The organism is Streptomyces davaonensis JCM 4913 (assembly GCF_000349325.1).
Lineage (GTDB): Bacteria > Actinomycetota > Actinomycetes > Streptomycetales > Streptomycetaceae > Streptomyces > Streptomyces davaonensis.
Genome location: NC_020504.1, coordinates 8,049,792 through 8,075,653, shown reverse-complemented (window position 1 = coordinate 8,075,653; position 25,862 = coordinate 8,049,792). Strand labels below are relative to the sequence as shown.

17 protein-coding genes and 1 rRNA gene are annotated in these 25,862 nt (G+C 69.7%); 9 read left to right on the top strand and 9 right to left on the bottom strand.

What is annotated here, in order from left to right; translation table 11 throughout:
- Positions 1-206 precede the first annotated feature (206 nt).
- Positions 207-1,732: ribosomal RNA gene (locus BN159_RS35730) — 16S ribosomal RNA — on the bottom strand.
- Between the two features lie 551 nt (positions 1,733-2,283).
- Between BN159_RS35730 and BN159_RS35725 the strand changes: the two genes are divergently transcribed.
- A complete protein-coding gene (locus tag BN159_RS35725; protein WP_015661911.1) occupies positions 2,284-2,733 on the top strand; it encodes a PTS sugar transporter subunit IIA in 450 nt (149 codons plus the stop codon).
- Between the two features lie 79 nt (positions 2,734-2,812).
- The gene (gene ptsP / locus BN159_RS35720) at positions 2,813-4,483 is read left to right on the top strand and encodes a phosphoenolpyruvate--protein phosphotransferase (RefSeq protein WP_015661910.1); all 1,671 of its coding nucleotides are present in this window, start codon (positions 2,813-2,815) and stop codon (positions 4,481-4,483) included.
- A 69-nt stretch (positions 4,484-4,552) separates the two neighbouring features.
- Here ptsP and BN159_RS35715 read toward each other — a convergent pair whose 3' ends face one another.
- A complete protein-coding gene (locus tag BN159_RS35715; protein WP_015661909.1) occupies positions 4,553-5,443 on the bottom strand; it encodes a hypothetical protein in 891 nt (296 codons plus the stop codon).
- A gap of 130 nt (positions 5,444-5,573) precedes the next feature.
- Positions 5,574-7,541 carry an acetoacetate--CoA ligase gene (locus BN159_RS35710; protein WP_015661908.1) on the bottom strand — a complete coding sequence of 656 codons (1,968 nt, stop codon included), beginning with the start codon at positions 7,539-7,541 and terminating at the stop codon, positions 5,574-5,576.
- Between the two features lie 212 nt (positions 7,542-7,753).
- Between BN159_RS35710 and BN159_RS35705 the strand changes: the two genes are divergently transcribed.
- Positions 7,754-10,120 (top strand): glycoside hydrolase family 31 protein, encoded by a 2,367-nt coding sequence (locus BN159_RS35705; RefSeq protein ID WP_015661907.1) that lies wholly within the window; start codon positions 7,754-7,756, stop codon positions 10,118-10,120.
- A 2-nt stretch (positions 10,121-10,122) separates the two neighbouring features.
- Here the strand turns inward: BN159_RS35705 and BN159_RS35700 are convergent, their stop codons facing one another.
- On the bottom strand, positions 10,123-10,659 hold the full coding sequence (locus tag BN159_RS35700; protein ID WP_015661906.1) for an NUDIX domain-containing protein: 537 nt from the start codon (positions 10,657-10,659) through the stop codon (positions 10,123-10,125).
- A 168-nt stretch (positions 10,660-10,827) separates the two neighbouring features.
- Here BN159_RS35700 and BN159_RS35695 point away from each other — a divergent pair, with 168 nt between their 5' ends.
- From BN159_RS35695 to glpK, 5 genes are all read left to right on the top strand, one after another.
- Positions 10,828-11,250: a Zn-ribbon domain-containing OB-fold protein gene (locus BN159_RS35695; protein ID WP_041820342.1), complete on the top strand. Its 423-nt coding sequence runs from the start codon at positions 10,828-10,830 to the stop codon at positions 11,248-11,250.
- A gap of 4 nt (positions 11,251-11,254) precedes the next feature.
- The gene (locus tag BN159_RS35690; RefSeq protein WP_015661904.1) at positions 11,255-12,445 is read left to right on the top strand and encodes a lipid-transfer protein; all 1,191 of its coding nucleotides are present in this window, start codon (positions 11,255-11,257) and stop codon (positions 12,443-12,445) included.
- Between the two features lie 121 nt (positions 12,446-12,566).
- Complete coding sequence (locus tag BN159_RS35685; RefSeq protein ID WP_041822117.1) at positions 12,567-14,216, top strand: GGDEF domain-containing protein; 1,650 nt, start codon at positions 12,567-12,569, stop codon at positions 14,214-14,216.
- Positions 14,217-14,546: 330 nt separating this feature from the next.
- On the top strand, positions 14,547-15,272 hold the full coding sequence (locus BN159_RS35680; RefSeq protein ID WP_015661902.1) for an MIP/aquaporin family protein: 726 nt from the start codon (positions 14,547-14,549) through the stop codon (positions 15,270-15,272).
- A gap of 22 nt (positions 15,273-15,294) precedes the next feature.
- A complete protein-coding gene (gene glpK, locus BN159_RS35675; RefSeq protein ID WP_015661901.1) occupies positions 15,295-16,806 on the top strand; it encodes a glycerol kinase GlpK in 1,512 nt (503 codons plus the stop codon).
- A gap of 78 nt (positions 16,807-16,884) precedes the next feature.
- On the opposite strand, the gene BN159_RS35670 is transcribed toward glpK, so the two are convergent.
- Genes BN159_RS35670 through BN159_RS35650 form a run of 5 tightly spaced genes read right to left on the bottom strand, consistent with a single transcriptional unit; the run spans position 16,885 to position 24,840 of the window.
- Complete coding sequence (locus tag BN159_RS35670; protein WP_015661900.1) at positions 16,885-17,490, bottom strand: GTP-binding protein; 606 nt, start codon at positions 17,488-17,490, stop codon at positions 16,885-16,887.
- Complete coding sequence (locus tag BN159_RS35665) at positions 17,471-21,097, bottom strand: hydantoinase B/oxoprolinase family protein (protein ID WP_015661899.1); 3,627 nt, start codon at positions 21,095-21,097, stop codon at positions 17,471-17,473. The genes BN159_RS35670 and BN159_RS35665 overlap by 20 nt, the downstream gene beginning before the upstream one ends.
- 24 nt (positions 21,098-21,121) lie before the next feature.
- Positions 21,122-21,517, bottom strand: coding sequence for a DUF742 domain-containing protein (locus tag BN159_RS35660; RefSeq protein WP_015661898.1), 396 nt, complete (start codon positions 21,515-21,517; stop codon positions 21,122-21,124).
- Positions 21,518-21,526: 9 nt separating this feature from the next.
- Positions 21,527-21,964, bottom strand: coding sequence for a roadblock/LC7 domain-containing protein (locus BN159_RS35655; RefSeq protein WP_015661897.1), 438 nt, complete (start codon positions 21,962-21,964; stop codon positions 21,527-21,529).
- Positions 21,961-24,840, bottom strand: a complete 2,880-nt coding sequence (locus BN159_RS35650) for a nitrate- and nitrite sensing domain-containing protein (protein WP_015661896.1) — start codon at positions 24,838-24,840, stop codon at positions 21,961-21,963. Before BN159_RS35650 ends, BN159_RS35655 begins: the two co-directional genes overlap by 4 nt.
- A 420-nt stretch (positions 24,841-25,260) precedes the next feature.
- Between BN159_RS35650 and BN159_RS35645 the strand changes: the two genes are divergently transcribed.
- A complete protein-coding gene (locus BN159_RS35645; RefSeq protein WP_015661895.1) occupies positions 25,261-25,824 on the top strand; it encodes a hypothetical protein in 564 nt (187 codons plus the stop codon).
- Positions 25,825-25,862: the final 38 nt, after the last annotated feature.

The window sequence follows — 25,862 nt, the reverse complement described above, 5'->3', positions numbered from 1 at the left end:
TACGGCCGTGCCCTCAGACACCCAACAGCGTGCCCGACACGATCAGCCGACCAGATCAGCGTTCCACGCCCCGAAGAGCAGTACTAGCGCCTGGTCCGTCCTGGACCTGCCGAATAATCAACGTTCCACCCATGAGCAACCAGCACCGGACATTCGCCGATGTACTGGCCTCTGACCAACCGGAGTTGGTGAGAAGTGCTCCTTAGAAAGGAGGTGATCCAGCCGCACCTTCCGGTACGGCTACCTTGTTACGACTTCGTCCCAATCGCCAGTCCCACCTTCGACAGCTCCCTCCCACAAGGGGTTGGGCCACCGGCTTCGGGTGTTACCGACTTTCGTGACGTGACGGGCGGTGTGTACAAGGCCCGGGAACGTATTCACCGCAGCAATGCTGATCTGCGATTACTAGCAACTCCAACTTCATGGGGTCGAGTTGCAGACCCCAATCCGAACTGAGACCGACTTTTTGAGATTCGCTCCACCTTGCGGTATCGCAGCTCATTGTATCGGCCATTGTAGCACGTGTGCAGCCCAAGACATAAGGGGCATGATGACTTGACGTCGTCCCCACCTTCCTCCGAGTTGACCCCGGCGGTCTCCTGTGAGTCCCCATCACCCCGAAGGGCATGCTGGCAACACAGAACAAGGGTTGCGCTCGTTGCGGGACTTAACCCAACATCTCACGACACGAGCTGACGACAGCCATGCACCACCTGTACACCGACCACAAGGGGGGCACCATCTCTGATGCTTTCCGGTGTATGTCAAGCCTTGGTAAGGTTCTTCGCGTTGCGTCGAATTAAGCCACATGCTCCGCTGCTTGTGCGGGCCCCCGTCAATTCCTTTGAGTTTTAGCCTTGCGGCCGTACTCCCCAGGCGGGGAACTTAATGCGTTAGCTGCGGCACCGACGACGTGGAATGTCGCCAACACCTAGTTCCCACCGTTTACGGCGTGGACTACCAGGGTATCTAATCCTGTTCGCTCCCCACGCTTTCGCTCCTCAGCGTCAGTAATGGCCCAGAGATCCGCCTTCGCCACCGGTGTTCCTCCTGATATCTGCGCATTTCACCGCTACACCAGGAATTCCGATCTCCCCTACCACACTCTAGCTAGCCCGTATCGAATGCAGACTCGGGGTTAAGCCCCGAGCTTTCACACCCGACGTGACAAGCCGCCTACGAGCTCTTTACGCCCAATAATTCCGGACAACGCTTGCGCCCTACGTATTACCGCGGCTGCTGGCACGTAGTTAGCCGGCGCTTCTTCTGCAGGTACCGTCACTTTCGCTTCTTCCCTGCTGAAAGAGGTTTACAACCCGAAGGCCGTCATCCCTCACGCGGCGTCGCTGCATCAGGCTTTCGCCCATTGTGCAATATTCCCCACTGCTGCCTCCCGTAGGAGTCTGGGCCGTGTCTCAGTCCCAGTGTGGCCGGTCGCCCTCTCAGGCCGGCTACCCGTCGTCGCCTTGGTGAGCCATTACCTCACCAACAAGCTGATAGGCCGCGGGCTCATCCTTCACCGCCGGAGCTTTCGACCCCCACCCATGCGAGTGGGAGTGATATCCGGTATTAGACCCCGTTTCCAGGGCTTGTCCCAGAGTGAAGGGCAGATTGCCCACGTGTTACTCACCCGTTCGCCACTAATCCACCCCGAAGGGCTTCATCGTTCGACTTGCATGTGTTAAGCACGCCGCCAGCGTTCGTCCTGAGCCAGGATCAAACTCTCCGTGAATGTTTACCGGTAATCCGGTGCAACACCACGAGAGCGGTGCGAGAGGAGGAATAATCCCCTCGCACACAGCGTCCTCGCTGTGTTATTTCAAAGGAACCTCGTCCTCCCGAACGGGAGAGACGGGGTATCAACATATCTGGCGTTGATTTTTGGCACGCTGTTGAGTTCTCAAGGAACGGTCGCTTCCTTTGTACTCACCCTCTCGGGCTTTCCTCCGGGCTTCCCTTCGGTGTTTCCAAACTCTATCAGGGTTTTTCCGACTCTCTGACCACCGTTCCGCAGGCATGCGGATAGTGACCCCGAGATAGGATCTGACAAAGTTGGGTGCTGCCAGGCAAAGACGCTTGGTTCGCGTCACTCAGCCTTAAGCAGGAGTACGACTGTACACGGGGCCGCGGAGCGGGTGCAAATCGTTAGGGGTTATGGTCTAGACCACCGAACGGCCCACCCATGCGGAACCGGTAGTTCATATGACATACCCTGCTGAACAGTGCGCCGTCCGGTACAGGCAGTGACGGCCCATATGCATCTCCACCCCTGGGAGGCTTCCCATGACCACCGTGACGTCCCCGCTCGCAGGACGCGCCATCGGACTGGCGGCAGTGCCGGATCCGGTCTTCTCCGGGGCCATGGTCGGCCCGGGTACAGCGATCGACCCCGACCGTGAGCCCTCCGAGGCCGTCTCCCCCGTGGACGGAGTCATCGTTTCTCTCCACCCGCACGCGTTCGTAGTAGTGGACGAGCACGGCCACGGCGTTCTCACCCACCTGGGCATCGACACCGTGCAGCTCAACGGCGAGGGCTTCGAGCTGCTCGTGAACAAGGGCGACACCGTGACTCGTGGTCAGGGCATCGTCCGCTGGAACCCGGCCGCCGTCGAGGCCGCCGGGAAGTCCCCGGTGTGTCCGATCGTCGCTCTCGAAGCCACCGCCGAGGCTCTCGCCGATCTCCGTGACGAGGGCGATGTGAAGGCGGGCGACAGTCTCTTCGTCTGGAAGTGACGTGAGCGCCGTCCTGCGACGGCATACAGGGACAACCACCGCGGCGGCGGGACCCGCCGCACTAACGGAGACGGGTGAGATGGAGACAACGCTGCGAGGCGTCGGCGTGAGCCACGGTGTGGCGATCGGCGAGGTTCGGCACATGGGAACGGCGGTCCTGGAGCCGCCGGCCAAGCAGATCCCGGTGGAGGAGGCGGGGCGTGAACAGGGGCGCGCCCGCAAGGCCGTGGAGGCTGTGGCAGCCGACCTGATTGCGCGCGGCAATCTGGCGGGGGGCGAAGCCCAGGCAGTGCTCGAGGCCCAGGCGATGATGGCTCAGGACCCCGAGTTGATGGCGGACGTGGAGCGCCGTATCGCGGTCGGCAGTACGGCCGAGCGCGCGGTATACGACGCCTTCGCCGCGTACCGCGAGTTGCTGGCGAACGCCGGGGAGTATCTCGCCGGCCGTGTCGCCGACCTGGACGACGTGCGGAATCGTATCGTCGCCCGTTTGCTCGGGGTTCCGATGCCGGGCGTCCCGGACAGCGACGAGCCCTATGTCCTGGTCGCCCGCGATCTCGCGCCGGCCGACACGGCGCTGCTGGACCCGACCCTGGTGCTCGGCTTCGTCACCGAAGAGGGCGGGCCGACCAGTCACAGCGCGATCCTGGCGCGGGCGCTCGGTGTTCCGGCCGTGGTGGCGCTGCCCGGAGCCGGTGAGCTCGCCGAGGGGACGATGATCGCCGTCGACGGCAGCACCGGCGAGATCTTCGTGAACCCGAGCGAGGAGAAGAAGGGACAGCTAGAGGCCGCCGCCGCCGAGCGCAAGGCCGCGCTGGCCGCTTCGACCGGTCCGGGCGCCACGGCCGACGGCCACAAGGTGCCGCTGCTGGCCAACGTCGGCGGCCCGTCGGACGTGCCGGCCGCGGTCGAGGCCGGTGCTGAGGGTGTCGGTCTGTTCCGTACCGAGTTCCTCTTCCTCGACGACAGCAAGAACGCTCCGTCGGAGCAGAAGCAGGTCGAGGCCTACCGGCAGGTGCTCGAGGCGTTCCCCGAGGGTCGTGTCGTCGTACGTGTGCTGGACGCGGGTGCCGACAAACCGCTGGAGTTCCTCACTCCGGCCGACGAGCCGAACCCGGCTCTGGGCGTGCGCGGGCTGCGGACGCTGCTCGACCATCCGGAGGTCCTGCGCACCCAGCTGACGGCGCTCGCCAAGGCGGCCGAGGGCCTGCCGGTCTACCTCGAGGTGATGGCCCCGATGGTGGCCGACCGTGCCGACGCCAAGGCGTTCGCGGACGCCTGCCGTGCGGCCGGGCTTCGGGCGAAGTTCGGCGCGATGGTGGAGATCCCGTCGGCGGCGCTGCGGGCGCGCTCGATCCTTCAGGAGGTCGAGTTCCTGTCGCTGGGCACCAATGACCTCGCGCAGTACACGTTCGCCGCCGACCGTCAGGTGGGTGCGGTGTCCCGTCTTCAGGACCCGTGGCAGCCTGCGCTGCTGGACCTGGTGGCGCTGTCCGCCGAGGCGGCGAAGGCGGAGGGCAAGAGCTGTGGTGTCTGCGGTGAGGCCGCGTCCGACCCGCTGCTCGCGTGTGTGCTGACCGGTCTGGGCGTCACCTCCCTTTCCATGGGTTCGGCGTCGATTCCTTATGTGCGGGCGACTCTCGCCAAGTACACGCTGGCGCAGTGCGAGCGGGCCGCGGCGGCCGCTCGGGCTGCCGAGAGCGCTGAGGAAGCGCGCGGTGCGGCGCAGGCCGTGCTGTCCGGCGAATAGGAAGTCCCGGGCTGTTCGTGCCTGGTCTTGAGGGGCGCTCCACCTTCGGGCGGGGCGCCCCTTCCATGTTCAGTGCGTGTGTCCTCGGCCCCTCGTCTCTCCGATGTCCGGCGGGACGGTGTAGTCGACGTTGGACTCCGGGGAGATGAGGTCGCCGGATTCGATGTCGGTGCAGTAGGCGTCGAAGACCTCGCCTGCGGTGAGGGGCTCGAGGCCGTCGCCGCGTAGGCGCCAGCCGTAGATGGTGTCCGTGGTGCCGGGTGTGCTGGTGCGCATGACGAGGCCGCCGGTGCTCTGGGTGGCGAGGCCGAGGGCGAGGACGGTGGTGAATTCGAGGGCTTCGGCTTCGTCGAGTTCGGTGGTGCCCTTGGCGTCCTCGTCGGCGTGGAGGACGGCGACCAGTGCTTCCGGTGTGCCGGAGACGCTACAGACGAGGTGTCGGTGGCCGGGTCGGGCGGTGTCGAGGATGCGGACGAGGAGGGACGAGGCTCGGGCGAAGGCGGCACGGCCGAAGTCCTCGCCGCAGGTGGCGCAGGCGCCGAGGCGGGTCAGGAGGGTGGACGCGTACTCCCATGTGGCCTGGCGGACGGCTTCGTCGATGAGGTCCGGGACGAGATCGGCCAGGGGCTGGCCGTCGTAGGGGAGGCTGGGGCCTGTGGTGGCGAGTTCGGCGGTGTAGCGGGTGCGGCTGGACGGGATGTCCGGGTCGAGGCCGGTGTCCGCGCAGAATTCGGCGTACTCCTGTGGGTCGAAGAGGGCCACGGTGGTGTGGCTGCCTTGTGAGGCTCGTGTTTTGAGGAGCGCCTCGATTTGTTGGAGGTAGATGGTGTGGTCGTCGAAGGTGAAGCTGCGGTAGTGCCGCATGGCCCGGAAGTCGTGCTCGTCGGTGAGCAGGCCGATGGTGCCGGCGATTTCGCGGCGCAAGACGTGCCGCATGGTCTGGTGGTCGGTGTGCGCCATGTTTCCCCCTGTGCACGGTCGATCAATGCTCACTCACAGTAACCGGGGGCACTGACAATGCGTCTGGCCTCGGACTTTGCCGTGGTGCTGGGCGGTCCGAGGCCAGGGTTGGTTGCGGCGCGGGGCCGGGTCAGGCGCGCTTGCGGGCGAGGTCCTCGTAGAAGTGCAGCAGGTCGAGGTTGTCGATGGAGCCCGGGTTGACTGCCTTGTCGAGGGGGGTGCCCTGGAGAAGGCGCTTGACGGGTACCTCGATGCGCTTGCCGGTGAGGGTGTGCGGGATGCCCGGTACCTCGATGACCTCGTCGGGGACGTGACGTGGCGAGAGCTGTTCGCGGATGGTCTGCTTGATCCGGTTCAGCAGGGCCTCGTCGAGAACCGCCCCGGGCGCAAGGTGGACGAAGAGCGGCATCCAGTAGCCGCCGTCGGGCAGTTCGACGCCGATGACGAGGGATTCCTTGATCTCCGGGAGTCGCTCGACGGCTTCGTAGATGTCGGCGGAGCCCATCCGCACGCCTTGGCGGTTGAGCGTGGAGTCGGAGCGGCCGTGGATGACGACGGAGCCGCGAGCTGTGATGGTGATCCAGTCGCCGTGGCGCCAGACGCCGGGGTAGGTGTCGAAGTAGCTGTCGTGGTAGCGGCTGCCGTCGGGGTCGTTCCAGAAGTGGATCGGCATCGAGGGCATGGGGTTGGTGACCACGAGTTCGCCGACCTCGTCGATGAGTGGCTTGCCGCTCGGGTCCCAGGACTGGAGGTCCGTGCCCAGGCCCGCCGCCTGGAGCTCTCCGATGTGCACCGGCAGGGTCGGTACGGCTCCGGCGAAACAGGAGCAGACGTCGGTGCCGCCGCTGACGGAGGCGATCCAGAGGTCCTCGCGGACTTCGTCGTGCAGCCAGCGGAATCCGTCGGGCGGCAGCGGGGAGCCGGTGGTGGCGACGCACTGCACCTTCGAGAGGTCGAAGTCGCGTCCCGGGTACACGTCGGCCTTGCGGCAAGCCATGACGTACGCGGCAGAGGTGCCGTAGAGGGTGGCTCCGGTGCGTTCGGCGACGCGCCACTGGGCGCCGGTGTCCGGGTAGCCGGGGCTTCCGTCGTACAGGACGATCGTGGTGCCGGTGAGGAGGCCGGAGACGAGGAAGTTCCACATCATCCAGCCGGTCGAGGTGTACCAGAAGAAGGTGTCCTCGGGGCCGAGGTCGCAGTGCAGGCCGAGCTGCTTGAGGTGTTCGACGAGGATGCCGCCCTGGGACTGGACGATCGCCTTGGGCAGGCCCGTGGTGCCGGAGGAGTAGAGCACCCACAGGGGGTGGTCGAAGGGCACCTGCTCGAAGACGGGCTCGGTGTCGGCGCCGGTGAGGGCCGACCAATCCAGGGCGCCGTCGGGAGCCTCGGTGCCGAGGACGGGGATGTGGACGACGGCGCGCAGGGTGGGCAGTTCGCGGCGGAGTTCGGCGACGGTGTCGCGGCGGTCGTGTTCCTTGCCGCCGTAGCGGTAGCCGTCGACGGTGAACAGGACGACCGGTTCGACCTGCTGGAAGCGGTCGAGGACGCTGCGGGCGCCGAAGTCGGGGGCGCAGGAGGTCCACACTCCGCCCACGGCGGCCGTGGCGAGGAGGGCGACGACGGCCTGGGGGATGTTCGGCAGGTAGCCGCTGACGCGGTCCCCGGGGCGTACGCCGAGGGTGCGCAGTTCGGCGGCGAGGGAGCCGACCTGGCGGCGCAGCTCGGACCAGGTCACCGGGGTCGGTTCGTGGGTCTCGTCGACGTGGAGGAGGGCCGGTTCGTCGGCGCGGGTGTCGGCGGCGCGCAGGGCGTGCTCGGCGTAGTTCAGGGTCGCCCCGGGGAACCATTCGGCGCCGGGCATGACGCGGCTGCCCAGCACGCGCGCGTAGGGCGTCGAGAACCGCACGTCGAACCACTCGGTGACGGCCTGCCAGAAGGTGTCCAGTTCGTCGACGGACCAGCGGTGCAGTGCCGGGTAGCCCCCCTCGGACGGTGCTCCGTGGCGCTCTGCCGCCCAGGCCTGGAACTTGGTGACCTGTGCGTGGGTGATGCGTGCCTGATCCGGCTGCCAGAGCGGCTCGGGGTTCAGGGTCGACATGGGGCGGCTCCCGGACTGTGCGCTTCGTGTGCGTCGTCCGCGCACGGGCTGGGTGTGCGCGTGACGCGGCTGACACGGACGATGCCATGTGATCGACTCCCGCACCAGGGTGCCCCGCACATAGTCCGCGCCGTGAAGATGTGGTCCCGCCACGGGTGAACGGCAGTTGAACGGCACGCATGTGGGGGCCGGTCAGTGGCAGGCTGAGCAGCATGGACGGTCGTGACCTGGTGCGTTCGGTGATGGTGGTCGGTTCTACGGGAGCGGCCCAGGGGTTGCGTACTGTGCGGGCGGCATGGCGCAGGCGGCGCGCGGACGCCGCCGGGCTGCCGCCCAGGGGGGCCGAGCGCGCCCGTGTGCCCGGTCCCGTGCAGGAGGTGGAGCCCGGTCCTGGCGGTGGGCTCCTGCGGTTCAGCAGGACGGTGCTGCGCATCACGGTGACCGTGAACGGCGCCGTGTTCTGGGGCTGGGACGGGGCGGAGGCCGAGCCGTCGTACGCGCTGGCCGGTCGTTGTCCGGAGCCGGATCCGCGGGCGGTGCTGGAGCCGGACAAGGACGGCGGCTGGCGGGTGGTGGCCGAGCGGGTGACGGTCGTGGTCTCGCGGCACGGTGCCGTCGAGGTGCTCACGCCGGGCGGTGTCACGCTGCGCCGTGATCTGCCGCCGCGGTGGTGGGAGCCGGTTGAGGGGGGTCGGGCGCGCTGGATGCAGCGCTCGGAGGTGGCCGCGGACGCGCGCTTCTTCGGGCTCGGTGGGCGGGCCTCGGGACCCCGGCTGCGGGACGGCACCTATCGCCTGTGGAACACCGACCCCGGCCGGGTCTTCGGGCCGGACGACGATCCGCTGTACATCACCATGCCGGTGCAGATGGTGGTGGCCGACGCGGCGACTCATCTGGTGTTCCACGACACGTCCTGGGACGGCACGGTGACGCTGCGGGAGGGCGAGGAGGGGGCCGGTTCCGGTCACGACCGCGCGGGGACGTGCGAGGTGCGGATGGAGGGCGGTCCGCTGCGCTGCTGGGTGATGGTCGGCACTCCCGCGCGTGTGCTGCTCACCTGGGCCTCGCTGACGGGGGCTCCCGCGCTGCCGCCCGCGTGGGCGCTCGGCCATCATCACGCGCGGTGGGGCTTCGGCGGTGAGCAGGAAGTGCGACGGATCGTGTCGGGCTACCTGGAGCGCGGGTTGCCGCTGGACGCGGTCCATCTGGACATCGACCACTATGACGGCCATCAGGTGTTCACCGTCGACCAGGATCACTTCCCCAAGCTGCCGCAGCTCGCCGATGAGCTGCGGCGGGACGGTGTCCGGCTGGTGTCGATCGTCGATCCGGCGGTCAAGGCCGATCCGGGAAACGCGGTGTACGACAGCGGGTCGGCGGTAGACGCGTTCGTGCGAGACGCGTCCGGCCGCTTGGTGGAGGGCGTCGTCTGGCCGGGGGCAGCGGTGTTCCCGGACTTCACGGACGCGCGCGTGCGCGAGTGGTGGGGCGGCCTGTACGAGGAGCGGTTGGCGCAGGGGTTCGCGGGCTTCTGGCACGACATGAACGAACCCACGTCGTTCGCCGCGTTCGGGGAGTCGACATTGCCTCGTTCCGCCCGGCATGCCCTGGAGGGGCGGGGCGGCGATCATCGTGAGGCGCACAACGTCTACGCGCTGTGCATGGCCAGGGCGGGCTACGAGGGCCTGCGCGAACTGGCGCCCCAGGATCGGCCCTTCGTCTTCTCCCGCTCCGGATGGGCGGGTCTCCAGCGCTACGGCGGGGCGTGGTCGGGAGATGTGGCGACGGGGTGGCCGGGGCTGCGGGCCTCGCTGTCGCTGGTGCTGGGCCTGGGTTTGTGCGGGGTGCCGTATTCGGGGCCGGACGTCGGGGGATTCGACGGGAGCCCGTCGCCTGAGCTGTATCTGCGGTGGTTCCAACTGGGCGCTTATCTGCCGCTGTTCCGTACGCACGCGAGTCTGCGCGCGGGGCGCAGGGAGCCCTGGGAGTTCGGTCCGGAGGTGTTGGAGCACGCGCGCGTGGCGCTGCTGGAGCGTCGGCGGCTGTTGCCGTACTTCCTGACGCTGGCGCATCTGGCTCGGCGTACCGGGGCGCCCTATGTGCGGCCGCTCTGGTGGGGTGCGCCCGAGGACCGGGCGCTGCGCGACTGCGAGGACGCCTTTCTGCTGGGCGACTGTCTGCTGGTCGCGCCGGTGCTCGATCCGGGTGCGGACCGGCGGGCCGTGCAGCTGCCGCGGGGCCGGTGGTACGACACGGTGACGGAGCAGGTGTACGAGGGGCCGGGCCAGGTGTTGGTGGACGCGCCGCTCTCCCGGATCCCGGTGCTGGCGCGTGCGGGTGCCGTCCTGCCCGTGCGGGGGGCGGAGGGTGAGTGGGAGCTGGAGGTGTGGGCGCCCGCCCGAGGGCGGACCGGGGGCGGGCTGGTCGTTCCGGACGCGGGCGACGGTTGGGTCGAACCGGAGATCGAGCGGTACGTCGCCCGCTGGGAGGGCCGGCAGGTGGTCGTGGAGCGGGAGGGTGATGGCGGCGTCGGCGAGCCGTCCTACCCGGTGCGCGTGCGAGGGCTCGCGGGGGCCTGAGCTCAGATGTAGCGGCCCTCGAACCAGGCTCGTACGGCCGCGGTGTGCAGGGGGAAGGCGAGTTCCTCGGGGCGGCGCAGGAGATGCCAGCCCTCCGTCTCGTCCGTTCCGGCGGACGGCGGGAGCTGGTCGGCCGGCCGCTCCGGGAGGAGCCCGAACAGCAGCAGGTGGCCGTCGGGCGAGCTCATCGCGTCGATCAGCCGTACGTCGCGGGTGGCGGCGTCGATGCCGGTCTCTTCCTTGAGTTCGCGGACGACGGCCTGCCGCCAGTCCTCGCGGTCGTCGATGTAGCCGCCGGGCAATGCGATGCCTCCACGCGCGGGAGCGATGGTTCGCGTGATGACCACCAGGGCGGTGCCCTGGGTGTCGTAGACGGGCTGGAGCGCGATGGCGACCGGCAGCGGGTTGCGGTAGGCGACCGCGCCGCAGACCGGGCAGGTGCGGGGCCAGCCTGCTACGCCCTCTCCGAAGGGCGCTCCGCAGCTCGAACAGTGGGAGTCGGGCGCGGAGTTGGGGTTGGAGTGTTGAGTTTCGGACACGCGGCGGACTGTATCCGATCACGTGAACGACGTCTTCCGGGGGCGGCCCATGGATGCCAGGCGCTGAGCGACGGGGGACGGTGTCCTTTCGTGGATGCCCGTGACACACTTCTGACGTTCCGTCAGATCTGATTCCGGGGAGGGTTCTTGTCACGCACACGTAAGCCCGTGATCGCCGGATGGTTCTCCGGGGACGGAGACGACTTCCGGCTGCTCGGGACGCGCTGCTCGGCCTGCGCATCTGTGTTCTTCCCGCGCGAGGACACGCACTGCCGGAACCCGGGGTGCCCGGGTGGCGATCTGGAAGAGGTTCCGCTCTCCCGACGGGGCCGGATCTGGTCGTACACGGACAGTCAATACCGGCCACCGTCACCCTATGTGACCAACCCGGAACTTCCGTGGGAACCGTACGCGTTGATCGCTGTGGAACTGGAGACAGAGCGCCTGGTGGTGCTCGGGCAGGCGGTTCCCGGGGTCACCGTGCGTGATCTGGCGGTGGGCATGGAGGTGGAGGTCGTGCCGGGTGTTCTCCACGAGGACGCGGAGGCGGTCCGGACGACCTGGCAGTGGCGGCCGACAAGGGGGCGATGACGGCATGACGGACGAGGTGGCGGTGCTCGGTGTGGGTCTGCACCCCTGGGGCAAGTGGGGACGCGGCTTCGTCGAGTACGGGGCGGCGGCCGCGCGTGCGGCGCTCGCCGACGCGGAGCTGGACTGGCGCGACGTGGGGTCGATCGTCGGCGCGGACACCGTGCGGGGCGGCTATCCGGGGTACGTCGCCGGGGCGACGTTCGCCAAGGCACTCGGTTGGCAGGGGGCCCGGGTGAGCAGCGTGTACGCGGCGTGCGCCTCCGGCGCCCAGGCCATCGGCGCCGCGCGGGCCCAGATCCTCGCGGGGCTCGCGGACACGGTGCTCGTGGTGGGGGCCGACGCCGCTCCGAAGGGCTTCTTCCGGCCTGCGGGAGGGGATCGGCCGGACGATCCGGACTGGCTGCGGTTCCGGGTCCTCGGGGCGACCAATCCGACGTACTTCGGGCTCTACGCGCGGCGGCGCATGGCGCTGCACGGGGACACTCCCGAGGACTTCGCTCAGGTCAAGGTGAAGAACTCGGCCATGGGGGCGCTGAATCCGTACGCGCGCTATCGCAAGCGCGTCACCGCCGAGGAAGTGGCCGCCTCCGCGGTGGTCGCCGATCCGCTGCGACTGTTGGACATCTGCGCGACTTCCGACGGCGGCGCGGCACTGGTGCTCTCCAGCATGGACTTCGCTCGGCGACGCGGCGTGGCGGAACCGGTGCGGATCCGGGCCGTGTCCACGGTGACCCCGCGCTACCCCAACACGGTGCTCGACCTGCCGGACATCGCGACGGACTCGGCGGTCGCGGTGGAGCCTGCCGCGGAGTCGTTCCGGGCATCGATCACCCGCGCCGCGTACGAGGAGGCCGGCATCGGGCCCGAGGACCTCTCCCTGGCGGAGGTCTATGACCTGTCCACCGCGCTGGAGTTGCAGTGGTACGAGGATCTGGGGCTGTGCTCCGAGGGCGAGGGCGCGAAGCTGCTGCGAGAGGGCGCAACGGGTCCGGGCGGGCGCATACCCGTGAACGCCAGCGGCGGGCTCGCCTCCTTCGGCGAGGCCGTGCCCGCTCAGGCCATTGCCCAAGTGTGCGAACTGACCTGGCAGTTGAGGGGTGCCGCGGGCGATCGGCAGATCGCGGGCGCGCGCGTGGGCGTGTCGACGAACCAAGGGCTGTTCGGGCACGGCTCAGCTGTGGTCGCGGTGCGATGAGGCGGCCGTCAGGGAGCGGCGCGTGGGCGCGATTTCCACCCTCTGTGACCATCCCGGAATCCTGCGTGAACGTCTCATGAACTGGGCTCGGGCGCGCGAAGGGGGCGCCATTATGCTTTCCGTGCACTCCTGGACGGATACTCTCCGCTTCGCCTTCCAGCCGGTGGTCAATCTCACCACCGGTGGGGTGGCGGGGCTGGAGGTTCTTGCCCGTCCGGAGACCGGCGACATCCTGGCCGAAGCCCGACGCGACCCCGAACTCGACGGCGGCCTGGCCGTGTCGGCGGTCCGGGCGGCGGCCCGCAAGGAGACGATGCTGCCGCTCCACGTCAACGTCTTCGCCGGGACCCTCGCCGACCTCGCCGGGCTGCCCCAACTGCACGACGCCGTGCGGGAGGTGGGCAGGATGACCTGGGAAGTGACCCTGGACATCGTCCCGCCGTACACGCACGTGCCCCAGCAGGCGCTCCTGGAGGCCGTGGCCGCACTGCGGGACCAGGGCTTCCGGATCAGCGCGGACGGTGTCGGGGACGGCGACGTACCCCTGCGGCTGCTGGCCGATCTGGAGCCGGACCTGGTGAAGCTCGATCCCTCGCTGTTGGCGCGGCCGGCGGCCGTGCGGGCGATGCGGACCCTGTGCGACGAGCTGGACGCCCTGCTCTGTGTGGAGGGCGTGGAGACCGAGTTGCAGTACGCGGCGGCGGTCGCGGCCGGCGCGCAACTGGCGCAGGGCGACCTGTTCGCGCCGCCCGCCCGGCTGCCCGCAGCGGACGTATACGTTCCGCCCCGCCGCCCCGATGGTGGCGCGCCTCCGCGTTCGGGGCCGCCGGTACGGGCGTTCGTACGGCCCGCCGCCCTGTTGCCGGCCACCGCGTCCGCCGGTCAGGTACGCACCCTGCTGACCGGGTCGCCGGACGTGTCCGGCGTGCTGCTCGTCGACACGCGCGGGGTGCCGGTCCGCTCGGTGCACCGTTCGCGGTTCCTGCTGTCCATGTCGGGACGCTACGGCCATGCCCTGTACGCCGACCGGCCGGCGTTCAAACTCGGGGACGCGCCGCGGACGGTCGGTGTCGACGCCACCGCCTGGGAGGTGCTGGACGTCGTGGCGGTGGGCGACCGGGACCGTACGTCCGACGATGTGGCGGTCGTGGACCGGTACGGGCGATGTGTGGGCGTCGTGCGGCTCGCGGATCTCGTACGGGCGCTCGCCGAGTCGCGCGTCGAGGAGGCGGCACGGCTCAATCCGCTGACCCGGCTGCCCGGTTCGGACGCGATCACCGGTGAGGTGGACCGCCGGATCGCCGATGGGCGGACGTTCGCGCTGAGCTGGCTGGATGTCGACCACTTCAAACAGGTCAACGACGGCGCCGGATTCGCTGCGGGCGACGAGCTGATCCGGTCGGTGGGGCGGACGTTGCAGCACGCGGCGTCGGGCAGCACGCGCGTGGGGCACATCGGCGGCGACGACTTCCTGGTGCTGGCCGATCCGGAGGGGCTCGATCCGCTGGCCGCCACCGTGCTGGACGCGCCCTGGTCGGCGGGCGGGCGACCCGTGACGCTGTCCCTGGCAACGGTCCTGTGCGTGCCGGGGAGCGTGCTGGACCACCGGCAGGCCGCCGCATGTCTCGCGCCCCTGAAGCAGGCCGCGAAGTCGCTGAGCGGGGCCAGTTGGGTGCTGGGGCGCGCGGGGCTGCCCGGTCACGAGATCCGGCGCGGTGCCGGAGCGGCGGCGCAGGCCCGATGTGCCGTGGCCGAGCCGGGCCGAGGCTGAATCCGGACCCTCGGTGTCCCCCACGGCCGAATGACCGTGCCCTCAACCGGTGTCGTCCGCGACCTTGACGCCCTTGGGACACCGGTGAACACTTCCGGTGTCAGTCGACATCGCCGTACATTCACGGCGTACCAGGCACTGTGCCCCTGCGCGGGCCGCGCCTGATTCAGCCACGGCCGTTCTCCGGGGCGATGCGTCGACTACGGCACGCTCGTCACGGACGCCGGGCGGGGCGCGGGACCTCCCTGCCTTCGGCTGAAGTCGCCATGGGAAACGCACCCTGCACGAGGGCCGGGGTCGATCACTCCGGGCCAGGGCCTAGGAGCCGCCATGAGCAACGGAGACATCTTCCTCGGTGAGGTCATCGGTACCGCGATCCTGATCCTCTTCGGCGCCGGAGTCGTGGCCGCCGTCGTACTGAAGGATTCCAAGGCCAAGGACGCGGGCTGGGTCGTCATCGCGTTCGGCTGGGGATTCGGGGTGATGGCCGGGGCGTACACGGCCGCGCCGCTGTCCGGTGGACATCTGAACCCGGCGGTGACCTTGGGAATCGCCATCGACACCGGGGAATGGGACAAGGTCCACGTCTACGTCGCCGGGCAGATGGTCGGCGCGATCCTCGGCGCCGTGCTGTGCTGGCTGACGTACTTCGCGCAGTTCCAGGCCAACGCGGACAAGGACAAGGCGCAGCCGACGCTCGGGATCTTCTCCACCGCGCCCGCGATCCGCAACACCGTCGCGAACCTGATGACCGAGATCATCGCGACCATCGGCCTGGTGCTGCCGATCCTGGCGTTCGGACTGACCAAGGGGCTCGGCGAGTCCGGTACGGCGATCCTGATCGTCTCGTTCCTGGTCGTCGGCATCGGTCTGTCGCTCGGCGGTCCCACCGGATACGCCATCAACCCGGCCCGTGACCTGGGTCCGCGGTTGACGCACGCCGTCCTGCCGATTCCCAACAAGGGCACCTCGGACTGGGGTTACGCGTGGATCCCGGTGGTGGGACCGCTGATCGGCGGGGCGCTGTCCGGGCTCATCTTCAACGCAGCCTTCTGAAGGAACCGACGAAGGGGACGTCATGACGGACAAGTTCGTCGCCGCTATCGACCAGGGCACCACCTCCAGCCGCTGCATCATCTTCGACCAGAACGGCGCGATCGTCGCCGTCGACCAGCGCGAGCATCGCCAGATCTTCCCCAAGCCGGGCTGGGTGGAGCACGACGCCACCGAGATCTGGTCCAAGGTGCAGGCGGTGGTCGCCGGTGCCATCGCCAAGGCCGGACTGCGCGCGGACCAGCTCAGCGCGCTCGGTATCACCAACCAGCGTGAGACGACGGTGCTGTGGGACCGGGCGACGGGCAAGCCCGTGCACAACGCGATCGTGTGGCAGGACACCCGGACCTCGGCGCTGTGCAACCAGCTCGGCGGCTCCGACGGACAGGACCGTTTCCGCGAGCAGACCGGGCTGCCGTTGGCCAGCTACTTCTCCGGGCCCAAGGCGGCCTGGCTGCTCGACAATGTGCCAGGGTTGCGGGCCCGTGCGGAGCACGGTGAGATCGCCTTCGGCACCATCGACTCCTGGCTGATCTGGAACCTGACGGGCGGCACGGAAGGCGGCCGGCACGTCACCGACGTCACCAACGCCGGGCGCACCATGCTCATGAACCTGGAGACCCTCCAGTGGGACTCCTCCATCCTCTCCGCCATGAACGTCCCCGAGGCGGTGCTGCCCGAGATCCGCTCCTCCGCCGAGGTGTACGGCACCGCGGTCGGCCAGCTCGCCGGAGTGCCGGTCGCCTCCGCACTGGGCGATCAGCAGGCGGCGGTGTTCGGGCAGGCCTGCTACGACGTGGGCACGGCGAAGAACACGTACGGCACGGGCAGCTTCCTGCTGCTCAACACCGGCAACCGTCCGGTGCCGTCGAAGAGCGGCCTGCTGACGACCATGGGCTACAAGATCGGCAGTGAAGCGCCCGTGTACTGCCTGGAGGGGTCGATCGCCATAACGGGCGCGCTCGTCCAATGGTTCCGAGACCAGCTGGGCATCATCCGCACCGCGGACGAGATCGAGTCCCTCGCGGCGAGCGTCGACGACAACGGCGGCGCGTACATCGTGCCGGCGTTCTCGGGACTGTTCGCGCCCTATTGGCGCTCCGACGCGCGCGGGGTGGTCACCGGGCTCACCCGTTACGTCACCAAGGGGCATCTCGCGCGTGCGGTGCTGGAGGCGACGAGCTGGCAGACCCGTGAGGTCGTGGACGCCATGTACCAGGACTCCGGGGTGCAGATCACCACCCTGAAGGTGGACGGCGGCATGACGAAGAACAACCTGCTCATGCAGCATCAGGCGGATGTGCTCGATGTGCCGGTCATCCGGCCGAGGGTCTCCGAGACGACCTGCCTGGGTGCCGCGTACGCCGCCGGGCTCGCGACCGGGGTGTGGAACGACCTCGACGAGCTGAAGTCGCACTGGCAGAAGGACGTCGAGTGGACGCCGTCGATGGAGGCGGCGGTGCGGGACCGTGAGTACCGCAACTGGCGCAAGGCCGTGGAGAAGAGCTTCGGCTGGCTGGAGGACGGCGAGGAGTAGCCACGCGCGCGTGCGGCGCTCCAACAGCTGCGGCCCGTACCCCGGTCGGCGGGGGTACGGGCCGTGCGCGGGCCGGGTTCAGGTGGTGACGGCCTGTCTGCGGTCCGCGGTGTGGGCCATGGCGTGCTGGACGACGCCGATGAGGATCTCCTTGACGGATTCCCGGTCCCGCGCGTCGCACAGCACGAGCGGCACGTCGTCGTCGAGGTCGAGGGCCTGCCGGACATCGTCGGCCGGGTAACGGGAGGCTCCCTCGAAGCAGTTGACGCCGACGAGGAAGGGTATGGAGCGCCGCTCGAAGTAGTCGACGGCGGCGAAGCAGTCCTCCAGGCGCCGGGTGTCGGCCAGGACGACGGCTCCGAGGGCGCCCTCGGAGAGCTCGTCCCACATGAACCAGAACCGCTCCTGGCCGGGCGTGCCGAAGAGGTACAGCACCAGGTCCTCGCGCAGGGTGATGCGGCCGAAGTCCATCGCCACGGTGGTGGTGTTCTTGCCCTCCACACCGCTGGTGTCGTCGACCGGGCGACCGGCCTCGGTGAGGTACTCCTCGGTGCGCAGCGGCCTGATCTCGCTGACCGCGCCGACCAGGGTGGTCTTGCCCACCCCGAAGCCGCCGGCCACCAGGATCTTGAGCGTGACGGGCTCGACCGGGGGCTTGCCGCGCTCAGAACGCCCGAAGATCATCTTTCTCTTCTCCTGCTTGATGGGGGTCGGGCGACGGTGAGCCGTAGCCTCCGCCGCCGGGGGTTTCGATGACGAGTACGTCGCCCGGTCCGACGTCGGCCGTGTCGCTGCCGCCGAGTTCGGTGACCGTGCCGTCCGCGCGTTCCACGCGATGGGCGCCAAGCGCGCCGGGCGCGCCGCCGGCCAGGCCGTAGGGCGGGATCCTGCGGTGCTGGGCGAGCGTGGAGACGGTCATGGGCTCCAGGAAGCGGATCCGGCGCACCGCGCCGTCTCCCCCGCGCCACCGTCCGTCGCCGCCGCTGTCGGGCCGGACGGCGAACTCGTCGAGCCGCACGGGCAGTCGCCACTCCAGGACCTCGGGGTCGGTGAGCCGCGAGTTGGTCATGTGGGTCTGGACGACGGGCGCGCCGGGGAAGCCGTCGCCCGCGCCGGATCCGGAGGCGACCGTCTCGTAGTACTGGTGGCGTTCGTTGCCGAAGGTGACGTTGTTCATGGTGCCGGAGCCCTCGGCCTGGACGCCGAGCGCCGCGTAGAGGGCGCCGGTGATGGCCTGGGAGGTCTCGACGTTGCCCGCGACGACCGCGGCCGGTGGTTCGGGGGCGAGCATCGAGCCGGGCGGTACGACGATCCTCAGGGGACGCAGGCAGCCGTCGTTGAGCGGGATGTCGTCGTCGACGAGCGTGCGGAAGACGTACAGGACGGCCGCGTTGACCACGGAGAAGGGTGCGTTGAAGTTGGTGGCCAGTTGCGCTGACGTGCCGGTGAAGTCGACGGTGGCGGATCGGTTCTCGCGGTCCACGCGCACGCTGACCCGGATGACGGCGCCGGAGTCGGTCTCGTAGGCGTACTCGCCGTTGTCGAGGGCGTCGATGACGCGGCGGACCGCCTCTTCGGCGTTGTCCTGGACGTGCCGCATGTACGCCTGGACGACGTCGAGGCCGAAGTCCTCGATCATGCGGGCGACTTCGTCGACGCCCTTCTGATTGGCCGCGATCTGGGCGCGCAGGTCGGCGAGGTTGGTCTTGGGGTTGCGGGAGGGGTAGGGCGCCTCGGTGAGCAGGCTGTGGGTCTCCTTCTCGCGGAAGCGGCCGTCCTCGGCGAGGAGCCAGTTGTCGAAGAGGACGCCCTCCTCCTCTATGGTGCGGCTGTCGGCGGGCATGGAGCCGGGGGCGATGCCGCCGATCTCGGCGTGGTGGCCGCGGGAGGCGACGTAGAAGAGAATCCGGTGACTCTCCGTGCTCGTCGCGTCGAAGACCGGTGTGATCACGGTGACGTCGGGTAGATGGGTGCCGCCGTGATACGGGTCGTTGACGGCGTAGGTGTCGCCCGGCCGCATCGAGTCGCCGCGGCGCCGGATGACCTCCTGGACGCTGGTGCCCATCGAGCCCAGGTGGACGGGGATGTGCGGCGCGTTGGCCACCAGGTTTCCGTCCGGGTCGAAGAGGGCGCAGGAGAAGTCCAGACGCTCCTTGATGTTGACGGACTGGGCCGTGGACTCCAGGCGGGCGCCCATCTGTTCGGCGATCGACATGAAGAGGTTGTTGAAGACCTCCAGCAGAACCGGGTCGGCTTTCGTGTCGAGATCGGAACTCTGTGTAATCGCCGCGCGTTCCATGACCAGATGCCCGTCGTCGGTCGTCGCGGCCCGCCAGCCGTCGTCCACGACGGTCGTCGAGCCGGCCTCGGTGATGATCGCGGGTCCGGTGACGGATTCGCCGGGAGGAAGGTCCTCGCGGCGGTGGAGGGGTGCGTCGCGCCAGGCGCCGCCCGTGTGGAGGCGGACGGTGTCGGGGGTGACGGCACGGCCCTGGTGGGTGGCCAGGGTGGAGAGATCGGGGGGTGCGGTGATGCCGGTGGCTTCCACGGAGAGGGCTTCGACGACGATCGGGCGGTCCAGGACGAAGGAGTACGTGGCGCGATGACGTTCTTCGAAGGTGTTGCGCATGGTGTCGGGCTCGGTCAGCTCGACGGTGAGGGTGGTGTCGGTGCCGTCGTAGCGGAGTTGGGCGCGCCGGACGACGCGGACGCGGTCCTCGGGGACGTCCTCGGCGAGGAGTTCGGAGCGGGCGGCGGACTCCAGGTCGTCGGCGGTTTTCAGGACGCCGGGCATGGCGGCGGCTTCCAAGGGGGCCTCGACGGACTGTTCACGCATGGCCGTGGTGTCGGCGAGGCCGATCCCGAGGGCGGAGAGGACCCCGGCCATGGGCGGGACGAGGACGGTACGGATGCCGAGCGAGTCGGCGACCATGCAGGCGTGCTGGCCGCCCGCACCACCGAAGGTGGTGAGGGCGTAGCGGGTGACGTCGTGGCCCTTCTGCACGGAGATCCGCTTGACCGCGTTGGCGATGTTGGCGACGGCGATCTGGAGGTAGCCCTCGGCGACCTGCTCCGGGGTGCGGTCGTCGCCGGTCCGGTCGCGGATCTCCCGCGCGAGGGCGGCGAACCGGTCCCGGACGAGGTCCGCGTCGAGCGGCTGGTCGCCGTCGGGCCCGAACACCTGGGGGAAGTGGGCCGGCTGGATGCGGCCGAGCATGACGTTGGCGTCGGTCACGGCGAGCGGGCCGCCGCCGCGGTAGCAGGCGGGGCCTGGGTCCGCGCCCGCGGAGTCGGGCCCCACGCGGTAGCGGGAGCCGTCGAAGTGGAGGACGGAGCCGCCGCCCGCGGCGACGGTGTGGATGTCCAGCATGGGGGCGCGCAGCCGGACACCGGCGATCTGTGTGGTGAAGACGCGTTCGTACTCGCCCGCGAAGTGCGAGACGTCGGTGGAGGTGCCGCCCATGTCGAAGCCGATGACCCGGTCGAATCCGGCCAGCTGCGACATGCGGGCCATGCCGACGATGCCGCCGGCGGGGCCGGAGAGGATGGCGTCCTTGCCGCGGAACTGTCCGGCTTCGGCGAGGCCGCCGTTGGACTGCATGAACATCAGCCGGACGCCGTGGAGTTCGTCGGCGACGTGCTGGACGTAGCGGCGCAGGACCGGCGAGAGGTAGGCGTCGACCACGGCGGTGTCCCCGCGCGGGACGAGCTTCATCAGTGGGCTGACCTCGCTGGACAGCGAGATCTGGGGGAAGCCGATCCGCTCGGCAAGTTGTCCTACGGCCTGTTCGTGGGCGGGGTGGAGGTGGCTGTGCACGCATACCACGGCGAGGGCGCGGATCCCGTCGTCGTAGGCCTGGCGCAGCGGCCCGACGAGGGCGTCGAGGTCGGGGGCGCGCAGGACGGTGCCGTCGGCGGCGATGCGTTCGTCGACCTCGACCACGCGCTCGTGGAGCAGCTCCGGGAGTTCGATGCGGCGGGCGAAGATGCGGGGGCGGTTCTGGTAGGCGATGCGCAGGGCGTCGCGGAAGCCGCGGGTGACGACCAGGACGGTGCGCTCGCCCTTGCGTTCCAGGAGAGCGTTGGTGGCGACGGTGGTGCCCATGCGGACGGCCTCGACGGGCTCCTCGGAGCCGTTCATCAGCAGGCGTACACCCGCAACGGCCGCGTCGGAGTAGCGCGCCGGGTTCTCCGAGAGGAGCTTGTGGGTGAGCAGCCGGCCGTCGGGGCGCCGCGCGACGATGTCGGTGAAGGTGCCGCCTCGGTCGACCCAGAATTGCCAGCCTGTCACGTCAGTACCCCGCTTCCGCGCCGGTCACAGCGCCCGGAGGCCGTTGATCACGTCGCGCAGAATACTCTCGTCCACCAGTTCCGCAGGGGGGACCGGCCGGTTGACGTGCACGAGTTCCCCGGCCACGAGGTCCCCGACGAGGACCCTCACCACGCCGATGGGAAGGTCGAGTTCGGCGGCGAGTTCGGCGACCGACTGCGGGGCGTCACGGCACAGTTCGACGATGTCCACATGCTCGGGGGACAGTGTCGAGTCCTCTTCCGGATCGTCCGCCTGCGACTCCGTGACGACCACCGCGATGAGGTCGAGGCGGTGCTGGGCCGCACTGGTGGTGCGGCCGCGCGTCATCGCGTACGGACGGACGACCGGTCCGGCCTCGTCGTCGAACCAGTGGCTTCTTCCCTGACCGTCTGCGCTCATGTCATCCCACTACCCGCCCGCGGGCAGATCGGTGCGCGGAGCGGCGCCCAGATGCACACCGACTCGCTTGACGAGGAGCGTCATCTCGTACGCGACCTGGCCGACGTCGGAGTCGGCGTCCGAGAGAACCGCCAGGCAGCTGCCGTCCCCGGCGGCCGTGACGAACAGGAAGGCGTCATCGAGTTCGACGACCGTCTGCCGGACGCTGCCGGCCTCGAAGTGGCGGCCCACACCCTTGGCGAGGCTGTGGAAGCCGGAGGCGACGGCGGCCAGATGCTCGCTGTCCTCGCGGGTCAGGTCCTTGGACGCACCCGTCGGCAGTCCGTCACCGGAGAGCACGACGGCCTTGCGGATGCTGGCGACACGGTCCACCAGGTCGTCCAGCAGCCAGTTGAGCTCGCCGGACGCGATGGTCGTGGTGTGGTCGGTCACCTTCGGTGCGGTCATCGACCGTCCCCCTTAGTCGTTCCTCGTGGTGCTGTGCCGCTGGTGGCGTCATCGCCCGCGGCGTTCTCCTCGCGGCCGCGCTGCCAGCCGCGCTGGAGCGAGGCCATGCGGCTGCGTACCTCATCGGCATCCCGCTCGGAGGGCTCAGTCGGGCTCTCCGTCGGTCGGGCAGGGTCCCGCTTGAGCTGTGGGGCCAGATTGGCCTGGCGTACGCGCCGGGGCAGCGCTCCCGCTCCGGGCTGCGGTACGGGGTCCGGACCCGTACCGGAGCCGGTCTGCTGCGGCAGGGACGCCGGGCGCCGGTCCGCAGAACTGGGGTTGCTGGACTCGATCTCGGCACGCCGGGTGCGCCGGGGCAGCGCCGGGGGCTCCCCCGTGAGGTCACGTCCGGCCGCGTCGCCGGTGTCCGTCCGCTCCGTCGCCGGATCGGGTCCGCCGGGGCCACGGCGCAAGGGTGAGGCCCCTCGGCGCCGGGTCGGCAACGGTGCCGGGCCGTCGGGCTGGGGGCGGCCGGCGCCCGCCGAGGGCCCGTCCGCCGCCTCGTCCCGTCGGGGACGCTGTTCGGTGACGGGGCGCCCGTGGGAGCTGACCAGCTTGGGCGTGCCGCGCCGGGGCAGCGGGACCGCTGCCCCGAGCTGTTCGCCGGGCGCGGCCGGATCCGGGCCACCGGAGTGCGGCGCGTCGGGTCGGGCGGTGGCGTCCTCCGCGCGGGAGAGGTGCGAGCGGCGCGGGCGGAACAGCCCGCCGCGTTCGTCGGCATCCTCGTCCAGCGGGTCCGGGAAGTCGCTCAGGGCGTCCAGGTCGACCGGTGCCTCCAGCTCGACCGGACCGTCCAGGAGCTGGGTGGGCAGACCCGGCAGTGGTACGGGCACCTGGGCCAGGGCGGCCCGTCGGCTCTCCTCCAGCCTGCGGGTCTCCTCCAGCTCGGCCTCCTTGGAAGGGCCGGGGCGGTCCAGGCGGAAGCCGATGCCGTTGGTGTCCGGCACGTCGTCCGTGAGCAGGGCGTCGGGGATGAACACCACGGCCGTGGTGCCGCCGTACGGGGACGGCTGGAGGGAGACACGGACGTTCTGGCGCTGGGCGAGGCGGCTGACCACGAAGAGGCCGAGCCGGTCGGTGTCGGACAGCTCGAAATCGGGCGTCTCGGCGAGCCGGAGGTTGGCGTCCAGCAGCGCGTCGGCGGCCATGCCGAGTCCGCGGTCGTGGATCTCCAGGGTGAAGCCGTTGGCGACGCGCTCGCCGAGCACCTGGACGGCGGTGTGCGGCGGGGAGAACACGGTGGCGTTCTCCAGGAGTTCGGCCACGAGATGGGTGAGGTCCGCGACGGCCGGCCCGGTGACGGCGACCCGGGGCAGTCTGCGCACCTCGATGCGCTCGTAGTCCTCGACCTCGGCGACGGCGGCCCGCACCACGTCCATGAGCTGGACGGGCTTGCGCCACTGCCGGGAGGGAGCGGCGCCGGAGAGGATCACCAGGCCCTCGGCGTGCCGGCGCATGCGGGTGGTCAGGTGGTCGAGGCGGAACAGGTCGGCGAGTTCGTCGGTGTCCTCGGTCCGGCGTTCCATGGTGTCGAGGAGGGTGAGCTGCTTGTGGAGAAGCACCTGGCTGCGGCGGGCGAGGTTGACGAAGACCTCGGAGACGCCGGAGCGCAGCTCGGCCTGCTTGACGGCGGCCTCGACGGCGGCACGCTGGAGGGTGTTGAGGGCCTGGCCGACCTCGCCGATCTCGTTCCTGTCGTACTCCAGACGCGGGACCTCGGTCTCGACGTCGACCTGTTCGCCCGTCGACAGGCGGCGCATCACGCTGGGCAGCCGGACGCCGGACGCCTCGTGGGCCTCCAGCCGAAGCCGGCGCAGGTCGCGGATGAGGCCGCGGCCGATGCGGACGGACAGGAACAGCGAGACCAGCAGGGCGACGAGACCGAGCACTCCGGCGACGGCCGCCTTGGCGATGACGCCCATCGCGACCGGCCGGACGCGGTCCTGGTAGCGGTCGCCCGCCTGGTCGTTGAGCTCGGCGACCTCTTCGAGCACATTGCCCGCAGCGGTGTCCCAGCTCTTCGCCGTCACACCGCTGGGCGTGCCGGCCCCGGTGGAGACGGCGGACTCCTCGGCGACGCGCAGGGGTGCGCTGGCGGCGTTCTTCCAGAAGCGGGTGAAGCGGTCCCGCTCCCAGGACGGCAGCAGAGGAAGGTTGACCTCGTAGAGCAGCGTGCGCTGGGCGGCGTAGTCGGAGACCTCGCGGACCTCCTCGCGGGTCAGCCTGCCGACGATCAGAGCGGAACCGAGGAGGGCGTCCTCGCGGGACAGCAGCTCGCGGGCGCGCGCGAGGTTGACCAGGGCTCGGTACTGCTTGTCCATCTCCACGTTGTCGACGACATGGAGGTTGGCGAGCAACACGTAGCACGGGTCGACCAGGCTGTTGTAGAGCTTCAGAGCGGTCGCACGGTTGACGGTGCCGTCCTCGACGCTGCGGCGCAGGGAGGTGATGCCGTCGAAGGCGTCCAGGACGGCGGTGAGGCGCTCGTCCGTGCCCTGGCCCATCGCGTCGCGTACATCAGGGTTCTTGGCGTTCTTGCGAATCTCGGCGACGGCTTCGTCGGTGGCGCTGCGGCTGCGCCTGAGGGCGGCAAGCCCGTCGGAGGCGCGCGGGTCGGCGAGGTGGACGAGAGTCTGGCGACGTTCCTGCTGGAGGACACGGACCGTGTCCTCGATGGGGTAGCCGATCTTCTCCACGACGGACGACACGTTGAACAGCTGCTGCGCCTCGCGACCCGTCAATACCGTGGCGAAACCCCAGATGGCGGTCAGGGACACCAGCGGCACGAGAAGCAACGCCACGATCTTCCGGCGGATGGACTTCCCGCGAAAGCGCATGGCCTCCCCCAGCTCGACCCCCACCGGACGGGGGTACACATGTGCGTCAACAAACGGCGCGAGCCTACTACCGACGCACAGGTAACTCGAAGAGCCGTCCGGAAGCCTAACTTCCGCACCGGGGGCGAGACATGGGGAGTTGTCCGGTCATTGGGGGAGATTGCCTCCCGGAATCCGGCGTCGACCGGTCGAACAGGGGCCACTCATCCGCGGCGCCAATTGGCCGGAATTTTTCCCTCGTTGGGAATCTTCGAGCGATGCCGTTCGTCCTTACCTATGGGAAACGGGGGCGGAATCGGCCACAGGAGCCGCATCCAGCCTCCCGGCGGCGTAAATCAGCGCAAGCCGGGCAGCCACTGGGGAGCCGGGTCTTCGGACTCGGAAGCGAGCGGGCTGTCGGCGGTGGGGAGTGACACGGTGATGGGCACGGCGGAGCGGCGCGAGGCGCCCGACGACGGCAATGTGGCGGTGCGCCAGGGTCCGGACCGGGGCGAGGTGGTGCGGGGTGCGCGGGTGAAGTCGGCGGCGTACGCCGAGGTCACCCGGTCCGACCAGGGGGATGAGTCCTACGAAGAGGCGCTCGCGCAGCCGCCTTACCGTCCGTTGTGGATCGAGGAGCCGGCGCGGCGACGCCGGATGCCCGATCCGGTGCGGACAGCGGCGGTTCGCGCGGTCCTGATCATCGCGGTGACGCTGATACAGGCCATGGTGGCCTTCCTGTGCACCCTGGCCGGATCCTGGTTGGCCTTCCCCATGGTGCTCAGCGGCGTGGCCAGCACCGTGGTCGCCACCTGGGCCGCGCTGGACGTCTGGGTGACCCGCCAGGTGTGGAACCAGCGCCACGGCGTGGTCTCGACCCCGGCCAGCACCGCGCGGGCCCTGCGCCGAGAGCGCCGAAGGGCCCGACGCCAGGCACGGACGGCCGAACGCACCCAGGAGCGGATACGCGGGCGGGGTGGCGCCGGGCAACTGTCGCATCCTTGAGCTGAGATCCGGGCCCGTCAGCCACCCCTCCCACGGGG

What these genes read in the sequence shown, in the direction of transcription:
- BN159_RS35725 (WP_015661911.1), top strand. Translation starts at nt 2,284, where the DNA reads ATGACCACCGTGACGTCCCCGCTCGCAGGACGCGCCATCGGACTGGCG.
- ptsP (WP_015661910.1), top strand. Translation starts at nt 2,813, where the DNA reads ATGGAGACAACGCTGCGAGGCGTCGGCGTGAGCCACGGTGTGGCGATC.
- BN159_RS35715 (WP_015661909.1), bottom strand. Translation starts at nt 5,443, where the DNA reads ATGGCGCACACCGACCACCAGACCATGCGGCACGTCTTGCGCCGCGAA.
- BN159_RS35710 (WP_015661908.1), bottom strand. Translation starts at nt 7,541, where the DNA reads ATGTCGACCCTGAACCCCGAGCCGCTCTGGCAGCCGGATCAGGCACGC.
- BN159_RS35705 (WP_015661907.1), top strand. Translation starts at nt 7,754, where the DNA reads ATGGACGGTCGTGACCTGGTGCGTTCGGTGATGGTGGTCGGTTCTACG.
- BN159_RS35690 (WP_015661904.1), top strand. Translation starts at nt 11,255, where the DNA reads ATGACGGACGAGGTGGCGGTGCTCGGTGTGGGTCTGCACCCCTGGGGC.
- BN159_RS35680 (WP_015661902.1), top strand. Translation starts at nt 14,547, where the DNA reads ATGAGCAACGGAGACATCTTCCTCGGTGAGGTCATCGGTACCGCGATC.
- glpK (WP_015661901.1), top strand. Translation starts at nt 15,295, where the DNA reads ATGACGGACAAGTTCGTCGCCGCTATCGACCAGGGCACCACCTCCAGC.
- BN159_RS35670 (WP_015661900.1), bottom strand. Translation starts at nt 17,490, where the DNA reads ATGATCTTCGGGCGTTCTGAGCGCGGCAAGCCCCCGGTCGAGCCCGTC.
- BN159_RS35660 (WP_015661898.1), bottom strand. Translation starts at nt 21,517, where the DNA reads ATGAGCGCAGACGGTCAGGGAAGAAGCCACTGGTTCGACGACGAGGCC.
- BN159_RS35655 (WP_015661897.1), bottom strand. Translation starts at nt 21,964, where the DNA reads ATGACCGCACCGAAGGTGACCGACCACACCACGACCATCGCGTCCGGC.
- BN159_RS35650 (WP_015661896.1), bottom strand. Translation starts at nt 24,840, where the DNA reads ATGCGCTTTCGCGGGAAGTCCATCCGCCGGAAGATCGTGGCGTTGCTT.
- BN159_RS35645 (WP_015661895.1), top strand. Translation starts at nt 25,261, where the DNA reads ATGGGCACGGCGGAGCGGCGCGAGGCGCCCGACGACGGCAATGTGGCG.